This window comes from Halorubrum salipaludis (genome assembly GCF_002286985.1).
In the GTDB taxonomy this organism is placed as follows: domain Archaea; phylum Halobacteriota; class Halobacteria; order Halobacteriales; family Haloferacaceae; genus Halorubrum; species Halorubrum salipaludis.
In genome coordinates, this window is record NZ_NSKC01000003.1 from 452,707 (window position 1) to 466,990 (window position 14,284).

At 70.1% G+C, this 14,284-nt stretch carries 15 protein-coding genes; 9 read left to right on the plus strand and 6 right to left on the minus strand.

Annotated features, from left to right (window positions below):
* Positions 1-66: 66 nt before the first annotated feature.
* Positions 67-1,743: an acyl-CoA mutase large subunit family protein gene (locus tag CK500_RS07795; protein ID WP_095636671.1), complete on the plus strand. Its 1,677-nt coding sequence runs from the start codon at positions 67-69 to the stop codon at positions 1,741-1,743.
* Positions 1,744-1,764: 21 nt separating this feature from the next.
* On the opposite strand, the gene CK500_RS07800 is transcribed toward CK500_RS07795, so the two are convergent.
* The gene (locus CK500_RS07800) at positions 1,765-2,967 is read right to left on the minus strand and encodes an inorganic phosphate transporter (RefSeq protein ID WP_095636672.1); all 1,203 of its coding nucleotides are present in this window, start codon (positions 2,965-2,967) and stop codon (positions 1,765-1,767) included.
* Between the two features lie 124 nt (positions 2,968-3,091).
* Here CK500_RS07800 and CK500_RS07805 point away from each other — a divergent pair, with 124 nt between their 5' ends.
* Positions 3,092-3,673, plus strand: a complete 582-nt coding sequence (locus CK500_RS07805) for a hypothetical protein (RefSeq protein ID WP_198951526.1) — start codon at positions 3,092-3,094, stop codon at positions 3,671-3,673.
* On the opposite strand, the gene CK500_RS07810 is transcribed toward CK500_RS07805, so the two are convergent.
* Positions 3,665-3,979 (minus strand): YbjQ family protein, encoded by a 315-nt coding sequence (locus CK500_RS07810; RefSeq protein ID WP_095636673.1) that lies wholly within the window; start codon positions 3,977-3,979, stop codon positions 3,665-3,667. The genes CK500_RS07805 and CK500_RS07810 overlap by 9 nt on opposite strands.
* 87 nt (positions 3,980-4,066) lie before the next feature.
* Between CK500_RS07810 and mce the strand changes: the two genes are divergently transcribed.
* The gene (gene mce, locus CK500_RS07815; RefSeq protein WP_095636674.1) at positions 4,067-4,453 is read left to right on the plus strand and encodes a methylmalonyl-CoA epimerase; all 387 of its coding nucleotides are present in this window, start codon (positions 4,067-4,069) and stop codon (positions 4,451-4,453) included.
* A 25-nt stretch (positions 4,454-4,478) separates the two neighbouring features.
* Here the strand turns inward: mce and CK500_RS07820 are convergent, their stop codons facing one another.
* The 4 genes from CK500_RS07820 to CK500_RS07835 form a co-directional block, all read right to left on the minus strand.
* Positions 4,479-6,704: a S9 family peptidase gene (locus CK500_RS07820; protein ID WP_095636675.1), complete on the minus strand. Its 2,226-nt coding sequence runs from the start codon at positions 6,702-6,704 to the stop codon at positions 4,479-4,481.
* Between the two features lie 58 nt (positions 6,705-6,762).
* Positions 6,763-7,284: a hypothetical protein gene (locus tag CK500_RS07825; RefSeq protein WP_095636676.1), complete on the minus strand. Its 522-nt coding sequence runs from the start codon at positions 7,282-7,284 to the stop codon at positions 6,763-6,765.
* 85 nt (positions 7,285-7,369) lie between these two features.
* The gene (locus tag CK500_RS07830) at positions 7,370-8,074 is read right to left on the minus strand and encodes a hypothetical protein (protein ID WP_095636677.1); all 705 of its coding nucleotides are present in this window, start codon (positions 8,072-8,074) and stop codon (positions 7,370-7,372) included.
* Positions 8,075-8,197: 123 nt separating this feature from the next.
* On the minus strand, positions 8,198-10,861 hold the full coding sequence (locus CK500_RS07835) for an alkaline phosphatase PhoX (protein ID WP_095636678.1): 2,664 nt from the start codon (positions 10,859-10,861) through the stop codon (positions 8,198-8,200).
* A gap of 219 nt (positions 10,862-11,080) precedes the next feature.
* Between CK500_RS07835 and CK500_RS07840 the strand changes: the two genes are divergently transcribed.
* The 6 genes from CK500_RS07840 to CK500_RS07865 all read left to right on the plus strand — a co-directional run bounded on the left by CK500_RS07840 (position 11,081) and on the right by CK500_RS07865 (position 14,273).
* Entirely contained in the window at positions 11,081-11,788 is a 708-nt protein-coding gene (locus tag CK500_RS07840; protein WP_095636679.1) for a cyclase family protein, read from the plus strand.
* A gap of 116 nt (positions 11,789-11,904) precedes the next feature.
* Positions 11,905-12,186: a 50S ribosomal protein L44e gene (locus CK500_RS07845; protein ID WP_053771189.1), complete on the plus strand. Its 282-nt coding sequence runs from the start codon at positions 11,905-11,907 to the stop codon at positions 12,184-12,186.
* A 2-nt stretch (positions 12,187-12,188) separates the two neighbouring features.
* On the plus strand, positions 12,189-12,362 hold the full coding sequence (locus tag CK500_RS07850) for a 30S ribosomal protein S27e (protein WP_004050354.1): 174 nt from the start codon (positions 12,189-12,191) through the stop codon (positions 12,360-12,362).
* An 18-nt stretch (positions 12,363-12,380) separates the two neighbouring features.
* Positions 12,381-13,181: a translation initiation factor IF-2 subunit alpha gene (locus CK500_RS07855; protein ID WP_095636680.1), complete on the plus strand. Its 801-nt coding sequence runs from the start codon at positions 12,381-12,383 to the stop codon at positions 13,179-13,181.
* Positions 13,182-13,227: 46 nt separating this feature from the next.
* Positions 13,228-13,410, plus strand: coding sequence for an RNA-protein complex protein Nop10 (locus tag CK500_RS07860; RefSeq protein WP_004050356.1), 183 nt, complete (start codon positions 13,228-13,230; stop codon positions 13,408-13,410).
* A gap of 110 nt (positions 13,411-13,520) precedes the next feature.
* The gene (locus tag CK500_RS07865; protein ID WP_095636681.1) at positions 13,521-14,273 is read left to right on the plus strand and encodes a proteasome assembly chaperone family protein; all 753 of its coding nucleotides are present in this window, start codon (positions 13,521-13,523) and stop codon (positions 14,271-14,273) included.
* Positions 14,274-14,284 lie beyond the last annotated feature (11 nt).

Consider the following 14,284-nt stretch of genomic DNA (forward strand, 5'->3'; position numbering starts at 1 on the left):
CGCGGTGCCGGTTCGGACCCACGCCCCCGAAAAGTGTTAAGTCGCGCTCGCGAGACCCGTTTACCAATGTACGATCCTGAGGAACTGGACGCGATCCGCGACGCCAAGGAGTCGTGGGAGGAGGGGACCTACGGCGAGACGGTCGACCGGTTCGGGGAGCGCACGGAGTCGTTCACCACGGACACGGGCGGGCAGGAGGTCGACCCGCTGTACACGCCCGCCGACGTGGCCGACCACGACTACCGCGAGGACGCCGGCTTCCCGGGCGAGGAGCCGTACACCCGCGGCGTCTACTCCACGATGCACCGCGGGCGGCTGTGGACGATGCGCCAGTACGCGGGGATGGGGACCGCGAGGGAGACCAACGAGCGCTTCAACTACCTCATCGATCAGGGCTCCTCCGGGCTCTCGATGGCGTTCGACCTCCCGACCCAGATGGGGTACGACTCCGACGCCGCGATGGCCGAGGGCGAGGTGGGACGGTCGGGCGTCGCCATCGACACCTTGGACGACTTCGAGACCGTCTTCGACGGGATCCCCCTCGACGAGGTGTCCACGTCGATGACGATCAACGCCCCCGCCGGCGTCCTCCTCGCGATGTACGTCGCGATGGGGGACAAACAGGGCGTCCCGCGCGAACAGCTCCGGGGGACGATCCAGAACGACATCATGAAGGAGTACGTCGCGCGGAACCTCTACATCTACCCGCCCGAGCCCTCGATGCGGCTCATCACGGACATCTTCGAGTTCTGCGCCGCCGAGACGCCGAACTTCAACACCATCTCCATCTCGGGGTACCACATCCGCGAGGCGGGCTCGACCGCCGCACAAGAGGTCGCGTTCACGCTCGGCAACGGGATCGAGTACGTCGAGGCCGCGATCGACGCCGGGCTCGACGTCGACGAGTTCGCCCCCCAGCTCTCCTTCTTCTTCAACGCCCACAACAACATCTTCGAGGAGGCCGCGAAGTTCCGCGCCGCCCGCCGGATGTGGGCGCAGATCATGGACGAGCGCTTCGACGCGCAGAACCCGAAGTCGAAGCAGCTCAAGTTCCACACCCAGACCGGCGGCTCCACCCTCACCGCCCAGCAGATCGAGAACAACGTCGTCCGGGTCGCCTATCAGGCGCTCGCGGCGGTGCTCGGCGGCACCCAGAGCCTCCACACGAACGGGAAAGACGAGGCGCTCGCGCTCCCGACCGAGCAGTCGGTCCGCACCGCGCTCCGCACCCAGCAGATACTCGCGCACGAGTCGGGCGCGGCCGACACGATCGACCCGCTCGCGGGGTCGTACTACGTCGAGAGCCTCACCGACGGGATCGAGGAGGACGCCTTCGAGATACTGGAGGAGGTCGACCGCCGCGGCGGCATGCTGGAGGCGGTCAAGAGCCAGTGGGTCCAGCGACAGATCCAAGACGTGGCCTTCGAGCGCCAGCGCGAGATCGAGGACGGCGAGCGCGTCATCGTCGGCGTCAACGAGTACGCGGTAGACGAGGAGCCGGAGATGGACTTAGAGGAGGTCGACCCCGAACAGGAGCGGAACCAGCGCGAACGCCTCCAGGAAGTGAAGGCCGACCGCGACGACGACGCCGTCGACGACGCGCTTGCGTCGCTGCGCGAGGCCGCGCGGGGCTCCGAGAACGTGATGCCCCACGTCGTCGACGCCGTGAAGGCGTACGCGACGGTCCAGGAGGTCTCGGACGTACTCCGCGACGAGTTCGGCGAGTACAAGCCGGGGCGCTGACCCGGAGACGGCGAAGCGCCGTCACACGACCGCGAGCGCTCGGAACGTCGCGTACGACCCGACCGTCGCCAGCGCGGGGACGAGGTGCTGCATGGCGACGACCCGAACGGTGGTCGCCGGATCGAACAGCGAGTCGTCGGTCGGCGCGTCCGCGTCGCCGACGGGGGACGGCTCTGCGCTCGGCGTCTCGCGGTCGGGCTCGGTGACCGTCGGTCCCCCGGCCTCCGCGGCGAGAGTGTCGACGCTCACGCCCTCGACGATGTCGCCGCGGACCGCCTCCTCGACGGTGAACGTGCGCGACGCCCGCCCCCATCCGAGCCCGGCGATGCTCAGGGTCGCGATGATGACGAACGAGGCCGGGATCCCGAGGGCCGAGAGGAGCACGACGAGCCCGGAGCTGACGACGGCGACGACGATCGCGGCGGTCAGCGGGAGGTCGGCGATGTCGTTTCCCAGCGTCTCCATCGTCCGGCGAGCGATGGTGAAGGCGCCGACCGCGACGGCCGCCGAGCCGATCAGGATGCCGGCGTTCATCCCCAGCCGACCGCTCCCGACCAGCGGTGCGATCGCGTTCGCGATGTTGCTCGCGCCCGAACTGAACGCCATCAGGCAGCCGATGCCGATGACCGAAAGGGTTCCGACGAGCTCCCGTCGGGTCGTTTCTGGAGCGGGGGCCGGAAGCGGGATCGGACCAGAGGCGTCGACGACTAACAGCGGTCCCTCGGACCGGTCGATCGAGACAATCCGCACGACGTACGGGTAGAGGTACCGGCCGACCACGAGCGAGATCCAGAAGCCGGCGACCGGGGAGACGATCCACCACACCGCGATTTCGCCCACCACGGCCGCGTTCAGCTCGCCGGATGCCAGCCCGAGCCCGGCGATGGCGCCCACGGCGGTCATCGATGTCGACGCCGGAGCCCCCGAGAGGTTCCCGATCAGGAGCGCCCCGCCGATGAAGAAGAGCACGCCGATGCTCGTGGTCAGCGTGAACACGCTCGGGTCACGGACCAACCCCTCACCGAGGGTCGTCACCACGCGGCGGCCGAGCGTCCACGCGCCGAGGAAGAAACAGACCGACATCAGGATCGCCGCCCCGCGCTTCGAAACGACATCCGCGCCAACCGCCGGGCCGAACGCCGGACCGGTCGTCGCCCCGCCCACGTTGTACGCGACGAAGCAGGCGATACCGACACCGACGACGAACGCCGTACCGACAGCCATCGGTACCGCGTAGAGGAGCCGAACGCAAGTGCATTCTGCATCGCCCCGGCCCGTCGGAGCGCCCCACCGACGGAACGCCCTCCCGGCGGAGTAGTAAAGTGGTTCAGTCGCCGAACGTACACGTATGGATCTGTCCGGACGACAGACGCAGTTCTACATCGACGTCGTCTACGGGATCGGTTTCAGTCTCGGCTTCGGCTACCTCCTCTTCGTCGGACCCGATCCGCGCGTCGCGGCGTTTCAGGGTGGTCTCGTCTTCGGCTACTTCCTCCGCGTGTGGGAGAACATGACGATCTACGAGCGCGTTCTGGAGGAGGAGGTCGCGGCGGAGGCCGCCGAGGCGGTCGCCGAGCGGGTTCCCGACGAGGCGGAAACGCAGGTCGAACGGCAGGTCGAAGAGCAGGTCCCTTCGGAGGTCGAGGCGACCGTTTCGGACCGGGTCGCCGACGAGGTGGACGAGCAAGTGGAGGAGCGTGTCGACGAGCAAGTGGAGGAGCGTGTCGACGAGCAAGTGGAGGAGCGTGTCGACGAGCAAGTGGAGGAGCGTGTCGACGAGCAAGTGGAGGAGCGCGTCGACGAGCAAGTGGAGGAGCGCGTCGACGAGCAGGTCACAGACGAGCTCGTGGCCCGGTTGCGCGAGATAGACGAAGAGCTAGCCCAAGAGCTCCAGGACCGCCTCACGGCGACGGGCTCCGACTCAGCGTAGCCGCACCGCGGTCCCGTACGCGAGGATCTCCGCGCCGCTGTCGGCGATCGAGGAGGTGGTGAACCGGACGTTGATCACGCCGTCGGCGCCCAGCGCCTCGGCCTCCTCGACCATCCGGTCTTGCGCCTGGTTGCGGGCGTCGGTCATCAGCTCGGTGTACCCCTTCAGCTCGCCGCCCGCGAGGTTGCGGAGACCCTGTGTGATGTCGCGGCCGACGTTGCGGGCGCGGACGGTGTTCCCGCGGACGACGCCGAGCGTCTCGACCACTTCCTTGCCGGCGATCGAATCCGTGTTGGAGAGCTCCATGCCGCGCGGTTCGACGGGATTCGACTTAAATATCGACGCCGGCTTCCGCTCGGTCCTTATAAGTCGGCGGCGCTCGATCCGGGAGCCATGCGCTTCGACCACGTCGGCGTCGCCACGCGCGACGCCGCCGACCTCGCCGACCTGTTCGACGGCCTGCTCGACGCGCCGGTCGCTCACGAGGAGACGTTCGACGGGATGGCGGTCGTCTTCCTCGAACTCGACGGCGGCGGCTACTTCGAGCTGCTCGAACCGACCGCCGGCGGCGCGATCGCCGACTACCTCGACCGCGAGGGGCCGGGGATCCACCACGTCGCGCTCGCGACCGACGACGTCTCGGGAGCGCTTGACCGCGCCCGCGACCTCGGGATCGACCTCGTCGACGAGGAGCCGCGTCCGGGGGCGTGGGGGCACGAGGTCGCCTTCCTCCATCCCCGGTCGACGGGCGGGGTGCTCGTGGAGTTCGTCGAGCACTGAACGAGGCTCCGGCCGGTGCTCCGACTCAGTCGCCGTCTCCGTCGTCCTCGACCGCCGGGTCGTGCGTCTCGTACCAGTCGAGGATCTTCTCTAACCGGTGGATCGCGCGGTCGGGGTCGCCGACGTTGTGGTGCTCGTTCGGATAGACCACCAGTTCGGCGTCGACGCCCTGTTTGCGGGCCGCGACGTACAGCTGCTCCGACTGCGAGGGCGGGCACCGCCAGTCCTCGCCGCCGGCCATCACCAGCAGGGGCGTCTCGATGTTCCCGGCGTCGAGCACCGCGGTCGCGGCGTCGTACGCCTCCTGATCCTCCCACGGGAGCCCGAACTCCGTCTCCAGCCAGGTGTGCGTGTCGTCGGTGCCGAACGCCGACCGCAGGTCGTAGATGCCGTGCTCCGGCGCGGCCGCCGCGAACAGGTCCGGCTCCCGCGTGACCAGGAACCCCTGCGCGATCCCGCCGTACGAGAAGCCGTGGCCGAACACGCGGTCCGGGTCGACCCAACCGCGGTCCGCGAGCGACGCGACGCCCGCCGCGATGTCGTCGACCTCGGCAGTCCCCCACGCCCCGGTCAGTTCCGCGGCGAACTCGCGCCCACGTGAGGTGCCGCCCCGGTAGTTCGGCCGGAGCACGAGGTACCCGCGGCTGGTCAGCGCGGCGTGCGCGAAGCTGAAGACCGGCTCGTCGTACGACATCGGGCCGCCGTGGATCGCCACCACCAGCGGGTGGTCGCCGTCCTCGGGCTCCACGTCCGGACCGTGGTAGAGCACCCCGTCGATCGTCCAGCCGTCGGACTCCCACTCGACGCGCCGGGCCGTCGGCATGGCGAACTCGTCGGTGAGCGACTCGTTGACGCGGGTGAGCCGCCGGAGGGAGTCGGGCTCGGCCGCCGCGTCGTCATTTGCGCGGCGCCCATCGGTCGCCGCGTCGTCACCTGCGCGGCGCCCATCGCTCGCCGCGTCGAGGTCGTCGACGTCGACCGCGTACAGGTCGCTCCCCGCCTCGGGGTCCGAGAGGACCATCGCCGCCGTCGACCCGCCGGCCGAGGCGTCGAACCCGGCCATGGCGCGGCCGCGCCCCTGCGCCTCGAAAACGCGCTCGACGGTCGGGTCGGGGCCGGCGGCGCCCCCGTCGTCGCCCGGATCGACGCGGGCCAGCCGGGTGCTGCTCTCGTCGGCGATCCGGACGTAGACCGCGCCGTCGACCCACTCGGGCTCGCCGCCGCGCGCGACCGTTCGATCGAGGTCGGCGGTGAGGGAGGTCGCGCCGTCGTCGCCTGAGTCGTCCGGGGTCAGGTACACCGCCGCCGGGGCGGGCGGGTCGTTCGGATTGCTCGCGACCGTCGCGATCCCCCCGCCGCCGGGTCGCCACGCCGGCGCCCCGTGGGTGAGGTCGCCGTCCGTGAGTCGCTCGGCGTCGCCGCCGTCGGCCGAGACGACGTAGAGGTCCCGGACGGTGGTGTCGTCGGGTCGATCGAGTCGGCAGGACGTGAACGCGATCCGGTCGTCCTCGCCCCACGCGGGGTCCATGCCGGCGACGTCCTGGAACGCGCCGCCGCCGTACGCGTCGTCGAGTCGACGGGGGTCGCCGTCGGGGTCGTCGAGGTCGACGACGAAGAGGTACGTGGTCACGTCGTCGGTCCACCCCGCGCCGTTCACCTTGTGCTGGAGCCGGGTCGTCTCGATCGGCCCGCCCTCCTCGCGCACCTGATCGAGGTACTCGGACTCCTCGTCGGTCGGGTCGCGCGACTCGATCACCAGTCGGTCGCCGTCGGGCGACCAGTCGAAGCCGGCGACGCCCTCGTCGCGGTCCGTTACCTGTCTGGCGTCGCCGCCCAGGGCGAGGTCGAACAGCCACACCTGCGGCTTCGGCTCCTCGTCGCCGTTTCCGAGGGGCTCGTCGTCGGGGTCGTCCGCATCGTCGGCTTCCTCGCCGTCGTCCGCGTCCCCCTCTGCGTCCTCGTCGCGGTCCCGCCACCCCACTCGCCGCTCGGTGTCGCGGTCGCGGGCCGCCAGGAACGCGAGGCGGTCGCCGTCGGGCCCCCAGGCCGGCGCGGAGGCGCCGGACGCGCTCGTCAGGCGATGGGGGTCACGGGAGCCGTCGGTCGGGACGACGAAGAGGGAGGTGACCGCCTCGTCGGCGGCCTGGTCGTACTCGGTCGCGGTGACGGCGACGCGGTCGCCGGACGGGGAGACGGCGACCTCGCCGATCTGCGTCAGGTCGTAGTAGGCGTCGAGCGGGAGTTCCGACATGCCCCCATCCAGCGGCGGGCGGAGGAAATACGTTCGGGAGGCGGAAGGCCGTCGGGGCTCAGCCCTCACTCTCCGCCACGCCTCGGTCCGCGGCCCGCTCGCGTATCAGCCGGGCGCGCTTCCGAACGCGGGCGACGTAGCGGTCGATCTTCTCGGGCTTCTCGCCGTAGTACGAGGCGACCCAGTTCCGACCCGTCTCCGGCTGGGTGAGCAGGTAGCCGACGAGCGTGTCGCGGCCGGCCTGGATGATCGCCGGCGGGACCCCTCGGTCGCCGGTTCCGGCCTCCTGAAACCCGTTCACGTCGAAGTACACGTCGGCGTACAGCTCCGCGGCCTCGGGGTCGTCGAAGGCGATCCCCTCGTGGTTCGGGGCCTCGAACCGGTAGACCGGATCGCCGTCTCCGGCGGCCTCCTCGCGTATCCGCACGCCGAAGGCGTAAGACGCGTGTATCGTCCGGTCGCGGTCCTCCGCGGCGTCTGTGGTGTCGGCGTCTGTAGCGGCGTCGTTCGTAGTGTCGCCGTTCATCGGTGCGTCGCCGTTCGCCGGGTCGTCGGCGGTCGTGTGGTTCGTTCGTGACATCGTGGTCTGGTGGTCGCTTCGCGTCGGGGGAGGGCCGATCGCTGGTGTCCGCGGGACCCGCGGTCGCCGGAGTCCGCGGCGGCGCTCACGATCGCCGGCGGGCGACGGCGACCGCCGAGAGCGCGCCGACGGCGGCGAGCGCGCCGAGCAGGACGACGACGCCGAGCGAGGGGCCGTCGCCGCTCCCGGCGAGCTCCTCGACCGGTCCCGCCGAGGACGACTCGGCGCTCTCAGTGCCGGACGCCGCCCCCGATCCCGTGACGGTCAGGGTCCCGGCCCGGGACGCGGGCCGGAGCCGGTCTCCCTCGTTGTCGTCGACCTGCTGCGGGTCGACGGTCAGTTCGGCCTCGCCCGGCGCGTCGCCGGCAATCTCGACCGTCGCGAGGGTCACGTCCGTCGCGCCGGCGTCGACGGTCGACCCCATGTCGGCCGCTTCGAGCACGACGGTTTCACCCGACTCGCCGATCTCCGGATCGGTCGTGAGATCGAACCGGTCCGGGTAGCTGGCGGACTCGATGCGGGCCACGTCGGGGTCGTCGACGGTCAGTTCGAGGTTGTAGCCGGCGAGCCCGTCCGGCGCCGACGTGAGCACCACGTCGACGGTGGCCGTGTCGGACTGGGAGAGCTCCGCGTCGGTGACGCTCACCGCCGGGTCGTCGGGCTGGGCCGCCGCGAGGCTCGCCCCCGCGCCGAGGAGCGCGAGCGCCGCGAGCGCTACCGCGAGGGCCGCCACCGTCGGACGAGCTGGCGTTTCGAAGGCGTCGGAGCGCGTCTGGGTGCGTTTCGTCATTGGCGTGTCTGGGTGGGTGTCTCGGGAGAGCGAAGCGGGGGCGGGTGTGGCGCAGGCCCGGATGTAGATCCGGGCCGAACCGGGCGGGAGACCTGACGGATCCGCGGGAGCGCGTCGGTCCGACTAGTTGACCTCCGCGTAGAGGCTCACCACGTCGTCGAAGTCGAGCCGGTCGTTCTGGTTGAAGTCGAACGCCCGCGCGTTCGACGTGACGCTGTCGCTCTCGAGGTTCCGGAACAGGAGCTCCACGTCGGCGTAGTCGACCCGACCGTTGCCGTTGACGTCCTCGTAGTACCCGTCGCCGTCGGGGTCCGTCGGGGGATTGCCGCCGGATCCGATGTTCGCGGGTCCGGTGATCGCGAGCCCGGAGCGCGCCTCGACCTCGACGGGCTCGCCGTCGTCGTCGTCGAGCGCCCCCTCGGTGTCGATGTCGGTGACGCCCGCGCCCCGGCCCGTGAGCGTGACCGTCGCCAGCGTGAAGTCGGTGTCGGCCGGCTCCATCGCGTCGTCGATGTCGGCGAACCGGAACGAGGCCGTCTCGCCGTCACCGGAGATCGTCGGCGGCTCGGAGAGCCCGACCTCGTCGGGGTAGCTCGCGCTCGTGATGCCGACGACCTCGGGGTCGGCGACGCTCACGGTGAACTCGCCGCCCGCGAGGCCCTCGGGGACGTTCCGTGCGACGACCTCGGCCTCGACGGCGTTGCCCTGCCCGACCGCGACGGAGCTGACGTCGAGGCGGACGTGCGGCTGGAACACGTAGAGCCCGTCGTTCGGATACGAGCGGGCGGGACCGCCGAACCCGTCCTCACAGCAGAGCACGCGCCCGTCGCGCATCGTGTACACGTTGTCGATGTTGCGGAGCGCGTCGTCGGCGTCCTCGGGCGTGTCGGTGAAGTCCGGCCCGGTGATCACGGGTTCGAGCGTCGAGACGTTGTAGTCCGGCTCCAGCTCGGCGCGGTAGACGACCCCGCCGTCGACGCGGTCCATCTGCACGTCGCCCTCGTCGTCGGCGAGCGCGTCGTTGAACTCGGAGATGCCGAAGTAGACGAAGTCGCCGGGCTCGGAGTCGTCCACGCTGTCGACCCCCTCGGCCTTGTTGAACTCGATCGAGGCGCCGATCTCCTTGGCCGCCGCGCGGGTCTCCACGAAGGGGACGCGCCGGAGCTCCTCGTCGACGCCGTCCGGGCCGTTCTCCTCGTACTGCGACGCCCACTCGACGATCTCTTCGACGGTGACGTAGTTCTGGTTCCCGTTCTCGATGACCTCGAGGTCGGCCTCTTTGATCGCCTCACCGATCGCGACGTCCGTGCCGAGTTCGTCCTCGCTGTACTCGGTGTGCTCCGTGATGTACTCGATCTGGGTGACGTCGTCGTACTCGGCGATCCAGGACGCGACCTCGCCGTTGGTAGCGCTTCCGAGCGGGATCCACTCGACGTCGAGGGGCGTCTGTGCGGGGGAGTTCCGCTCGCCGGCGTCCTCGACGCTCGCGGCGTCGTTGGTGATCTTCGGGGCGAACAGCGTCCCCGCGACGTCGTCGGTGTCGTCGTACTCGTCGATCGGCTCGTCGGCGACGAACTTGTAGATGCCCTTGCTGTCGCCGTCCGAACAGCCGTAGACGGTTCGGCGGTCGCCCTGGATGTCCGGGGCCTCCCACGCGGCCCGGCCCATCACCCAGTACTTTATCGGCGTGGGCTCGTCCGCCGCCGGGTCGCGGATGTCGACGTGGTAGCCGTAGCGGTACGGGTTCGGATAGACGTCGCCGATGGGGTCCGTGCTGCTCCCGTCTTCCCCGTCCGAGCGCTCCGCGCCGAGATAGTACGCGAGGAGCTCGATGCCACCGAGCGCCCAGCCGCCCTGCGGATACCACGACTCGGCGATATCGCCGTCGTCGGCGTAGGCGTTGATCGCGTCCGTGGCCTCGGTCGGATTCGGCCTGTTCCAGAAGTGTCTGGCTCCGAGGATCCCCTCGCCGCCGTCGGCTTCGAGAAGGTCGCTCGGCGTGTGCTTCAGGGAGACCGCCGGGTGTCCGTAGTCCTCCTCGGAGGAGATCATCGTCTCCCAGGGACTGAGGTCGCCGTAACAGTTGACCCGCGTCCCGCCGATGTCGCGGAAGGCCTCCGTGTTGGGGAGGTTGAGCGCCTCGTCAGACCCCGTGTCCGCACTCCACTCGCCGCTGTCGTCCTGGCTGATCGGAACCCGCGTGATGCAACCGGGGTACCCCTCCCAGTTGGTGAACAGATACCCCTCGGTCCCCTCGGCGTTCGTCGGAACGAACTGGTTGCAGTCCGGACTGGTGCCGAAGCCGCCACCGATCTCGTTGAGAGAGGTTCCGTCGGGCGTCTGGCAAACGCCCAGGCTCTCGCTGCCGTTCTGAATGGGTTCGCGTCCCTGGAACAGGATTTCGTAATCGCCGACCTCCGACCGCACCTTCCGCTGTTTCTCCTCGGTGTCCGGAACGCCGACCTCCGGGAAGTCGTCGTTTCGGCCGTCGAACTCGAACTGGAACCCGCTGAAGTAGCCCACCGCGGCGCGCCCGAACTTTCCGGGATTGCTCTGGTCGGGGTGCTGGAGACTGTACAACAGCGACCCGTCCTCGAACACGAACGGGCCCGTCACCTCCGCGCCGAACGCCGTCGTCGAGAGTCGCTTCAGGTCCCCTTGGACGCTCGGTGCGCCCGGCGTGTCCGACTCCGGTACCTCCTCCGCACTCGCTACGCCCGCGACGCTGGCTCCCAGCGCGGCGGCGACTGACGCACGCATCAACCCTCGGCGGTTCATGTCCACCATGCGACTGCGAGTGTCGGCGAAGCCGGCATGAAGTTTTATAATTCTTATATTTATGGAGTAATTGTATCTTCCCACCGTAATGTTTCAATATACGTGTCGGTCGGTCTCTATTTCGGTATATACCCCACCGGAGCGCTCGGCCGTCCGCCGCCGAAGGGTCGGTCCCGGCCGAGACGACCGGCCGCCGGTGTTTATGAGGCGTCGGCGTCAGGGGTCACCGTGTTCCGCGATCTCTCGCGACCGATCGAGACGGGGATGCCGACGTATCCGGGCGACCCGGACGTGACGCTCGCGCCGGACGCGACCCACGAGGCGGACGGCTACGCGACGAGCGAGCTCCGGACCGGGACGCACGCGGGGACCCACGTCGACGCGCCGCGGCACACGCTCCCGGGGGGCGAGACGATCGACGGGGTCGACGCCGGGCGGTTCGCCTTCGACGCCCGCCTCGTCGACTGCCGGCCGCTGGAGCCGCGGGAGCCGATCGGGGCCGAGGCGTTGCCTGACCCGGACGCCGGCGACCCGGGTACCCCCGGCGCCACCGCCCTCGACCCCGCGGTCGACCTCCTCGTCCTCCGGACCGGCTGGGCGGCCCACTGGGGCACGGACCGGTACCGCGATCACCCGTACCTGACCGCGGCGGCCGCGGAGCGGTGCCGGGAGCTGGGCGTCGGCGTCGGCCTCGACGCGCTCGGCCCGGACCCGACGCCGCCCGGCCCGGCGGCGACCGGACCTGACGGCTCACGCGACGCGGAGCCCGACGGCACCCCCGCCCACGACGCCCTCCTCGGCGACTCGCTGCCGATCGTCGAGAACCTCTGTGGCCTCGAGGACCTCCCTCCGCGGTTCCGGCTGTACGCCTTCCCGCTCCGGCTCCGCGACGGGGACGGGTCGCCGGTGCGGGCGGTCGCGGAGTGGGAGGGGTGAGCGGGAGGCGCGCCACCGCGTCGGCGGTGGCTCGAGGGAGAGGGTACCGCCGCCCGCGGGCAAGACCAAACCCGTTTTAAGCGTCGGCGACGAACCGCGACTCAAGGTCGATATCCATGGAGATGCCACGTCGTTTCAACACGTACTGTCCACACTGTGACTCCCACCAGGAGCACGAAGTGGAAAAGGTTCGATCGGGTCGGGCGACCGGAATGAAACGCGACGCGCGCCAGCGACGCCGCGCGCTCGCGACGATCGGCAACGCCGGCGGGTACTCGAAGGTGCCCGGTGGCGACAAGCCGACCAAGAAGACCCACCTGAAGTACCGCTGCGGCGACTGCGGCAAGGCCCACATGCGCGAGGGCTGGCGCGCCGGCCGGCTCACGTTCCAGGAGTAAGCATGGCGGGAAGCTTCCACCGCGTCGCCTGCGGCGACTGCGAGAACGAACAGGTCGTCTTCGGCAAAGCCTCCTCGACGGTGTCGTGCGCGGTCTGCGGCACGACCCTCGCGACCCCGACCGGCGGGGAGGCCGAGCTCCACGGCGAGATCGTCGAAACCGTTGAGGCGCGGTAACCGCCTCACCACCCCCGTATGAAGTACAGCGGCTGGCCCGAACCCGGCGAGCTGGTGGTCGGCGACGTCGACGAGATCGCCGACTTCGGCGTGTTCGTCGACCTCGACGAGTACGAGGACAAGCGCGGCCTCTGTCACATCAGCGAGGTCGCCTCCGGCTGGATCAAGAACGTCCGCGACCACGTCCGCGAGGGACAGACGGTCGTCGCGAAGGTGCTCGACGTCGATGAGTCGTCGAACCAGATCGACCTCTCGATCAAAGACGTCAACGAACACCAGCGCAAGGACAAGATACAGGCCTGGAAGAACTCGCAGAAGGCCGACAACTGGATGCTGATCGCGCTCGGCGAGGACGTCGACGACGACCGCTACACCGAGGTCGCAAACGCCCTCCTCGTCGAGTACGACTCCCTGTACGACGCCTTCGAGGCGGCCGCGATCAGCGGCGACGAGGCGCTCGAAGCCGTCGACATCGACGACGACGCGCTCGACGCGATCGTCGAGGCCGCCCGTGACAACGTCTCGGTCCCGTACGTCGACGTGACCGGCTACGTCGACTTGGAGTCCGCGGCCCCCGACGGCGTCGACGACGTGAAGGAGGCGCTCGAAGCGGCCGAGGGCAACGGCGAGGTCCCGGACGGCGTCGACCTCGAGGTCGGCTACGTCGGCTCGCCCGAGTACCGGATCAAGGTCCGCGCGCCCGACTACAAGACGGCCGAGGACCAGCTCGAGGCCGCCGCGGCCCGCGCCCGCGAGGCCATCGAGACCGCCGGCGGCGCCGGCGAGTTCCACCGCGAGCGCCGCGAAGAGGACGAGTAGCCGCCAGCGGTTCGTCCCCGACCCCCTCTCTCCTCCATCCCCAACCGTGAAATCCGACATCCGCGTCTGCGCGAACTGGGAGACCGCCCACGACCGCCCGGTGTACGCGCTCGGCGACCGCTGCCCGGAGTGCGACGGGCCGACCGAGAACAGCGCCCCGGCGCCGTTCAGCCCCGAGGACCCCTACGGGGAGTACCGGCGCCGGGCGCGACGGCGGGCGTCGGAGTAGCGCGGTTCCCGGCGTCGCCGCCGTCCCCGCCGAGCGACCCGTTCGACGCCGAGCCGCGCGTAGCACCGGAATAGCCACCCTCTTGTGAGCCCCGCCCGGAGTACCCCGGTATGGACGACATCGAGATCGACGAGGTCGCGACGCCGGAGCTCGACGACCCGGTGCTCATCGAGGGGCTGCCGGGCGTCGGCCACGTGGGGAAGCTGGCGGCGGAGCACCTGTTAGAGGAGTTCGACGGCGAGTTAGTCCGCCGCGTCTACACCACCGAGTTCCCGCCGCAGGTGAGTGTCGACGGCGACGGCGTCGCGGAGCTGACCTGCGCGGAGTTCCACGCGGTCGAGACCGACGGCGCCGATCTGCTGGTGTTGACCGGCGACCACCAGGCCGGCTCGAACAAGGGCCACTACACGCTCACCACGACGTTCCTCGACATCGCCGAGGAGTTCGGCGCGAGTCGGGCGTTCGCCCTCGGTGGCGTCCCGACCGGCGAGCTCGTCGAGGAGTACACCGTGCTCGGCGCGGTCTCCGACGACGGCCTCATCGACGACCTGGAGGAGGTCGGCGTCGAGTTCCGACCCGACGAGCCCGCAGGCGGCATCGTCGGCGTCTCCGGGCTCGTGCTCGGGCTCGGCGGCCGCCGCGGCTTCGACGCCGCCTGCCTGATGGGCGAGACGAGCGGCTACCTCGTCGATCCGAAGAGCGCGCAGGCGGTACTGGAGGTGCTCGCGGACCGCCTCGAATTCGACGTCGACTACGAGAGCTTAGAGGACCGCGCCGAGGAGATGGAGGAGGTCGTCGGCAAGATCCAGGAGATGCAGGACGGGCCGGCGGTGCCGGACGACGACCTGCGGTACATCGGCTGACTCCGACGTAC

Bases quoted from the DNA above. Each gene is read 5' to 3' on its own strand.
- CK500_RS07850 (WP_004050354.1), top strand. From the start codon at position 12,189: ATGGCGGGAAGCTTCCACCGCGTCGCCTGCGGCGACTGCGAGAACGAA.
- CK500_RS07855 (WP_095636680.1), top strand. From the start codon at position 12,381: ATGAAGTACAGCGGCTGGCCCGAACCCGGCGAGCTGGTGGTCGGCGAC.
- CK500_RS07845 (WP_053771189.1), top strand. From the start codon at position 11,905: ATGGAGATGCCACGTCGTTTCAACACGTACTGTCCACACTGTGACTCC.
- mce (WP_095636674.1), top strand. From the start codon at position 4,067: ATGCGCTTCGACCACGTCGGCGTCGCCACGCGCGACGCCGCCGACCTC.
- CK500_RS07810 (WP_095636673.1), bottom strand. From the start codon at position 3,979: ATGGAGCTCTCCAACACGGATTCGATCGCCGGCAAGGAAGTGGTCGAG.
- CK500_RS07865 (WP_095636681.1), top strand. From the start codon at position 13,521: ATGGACGACATCGAGATCGACGAGGTCGCGACGCCGGAGCTCGACGAC.
- CK500_RS07835 (WP_095636678.1), bottom strand. From the start codon at position 10,861: ATGGTGGACATGAACCGCCGAGGGTTGATGCGTGCGTCAGTCGCCGCC.
- CK500_RS07825 (WP_095636676.1), bottom strand. From the start codon at position 7,284: ATGTCACGAACGAACCACACGACCGCCGACGACCCGGCGAACGGCGAC.
- CK500_RS07805 (WP_198951526.1), top strand. From the start codon at position 3,092: ATGGATCTGTCCGGACGACAGACGCAGTTCTACATCGACGTCGTCTAC.
- CK500_RS07795 (WP_095636671.1), top strand. From the start codon at position 67: ATGTACGATCCTGAGGAACTGGACGCGATCCGCGACGCCAAGGAGTCG.
- CK500_RS07820 (WP_095636675.1), bottom strand. From the start codon at position 6,704: ATGTCGGAACTCCCGCTCGACGCCTACTACGACCTGACGCAGATCGGC.
- CK500_RS07830 (WP_095636677.1), bottom strand. From the start codon at position 8,074: ATGACGAAACGCACCCAGACGCGCTCCGACGCCTTCGAAACGCCAGCT.
- CK500_RS07800 (WP_095636672.1), bottom strand. From the start codon at position 2,967: ATGGCTGTCGGTACGGCGTTCGTCGTCGGTGTCGGTATCGCCTGCTTC.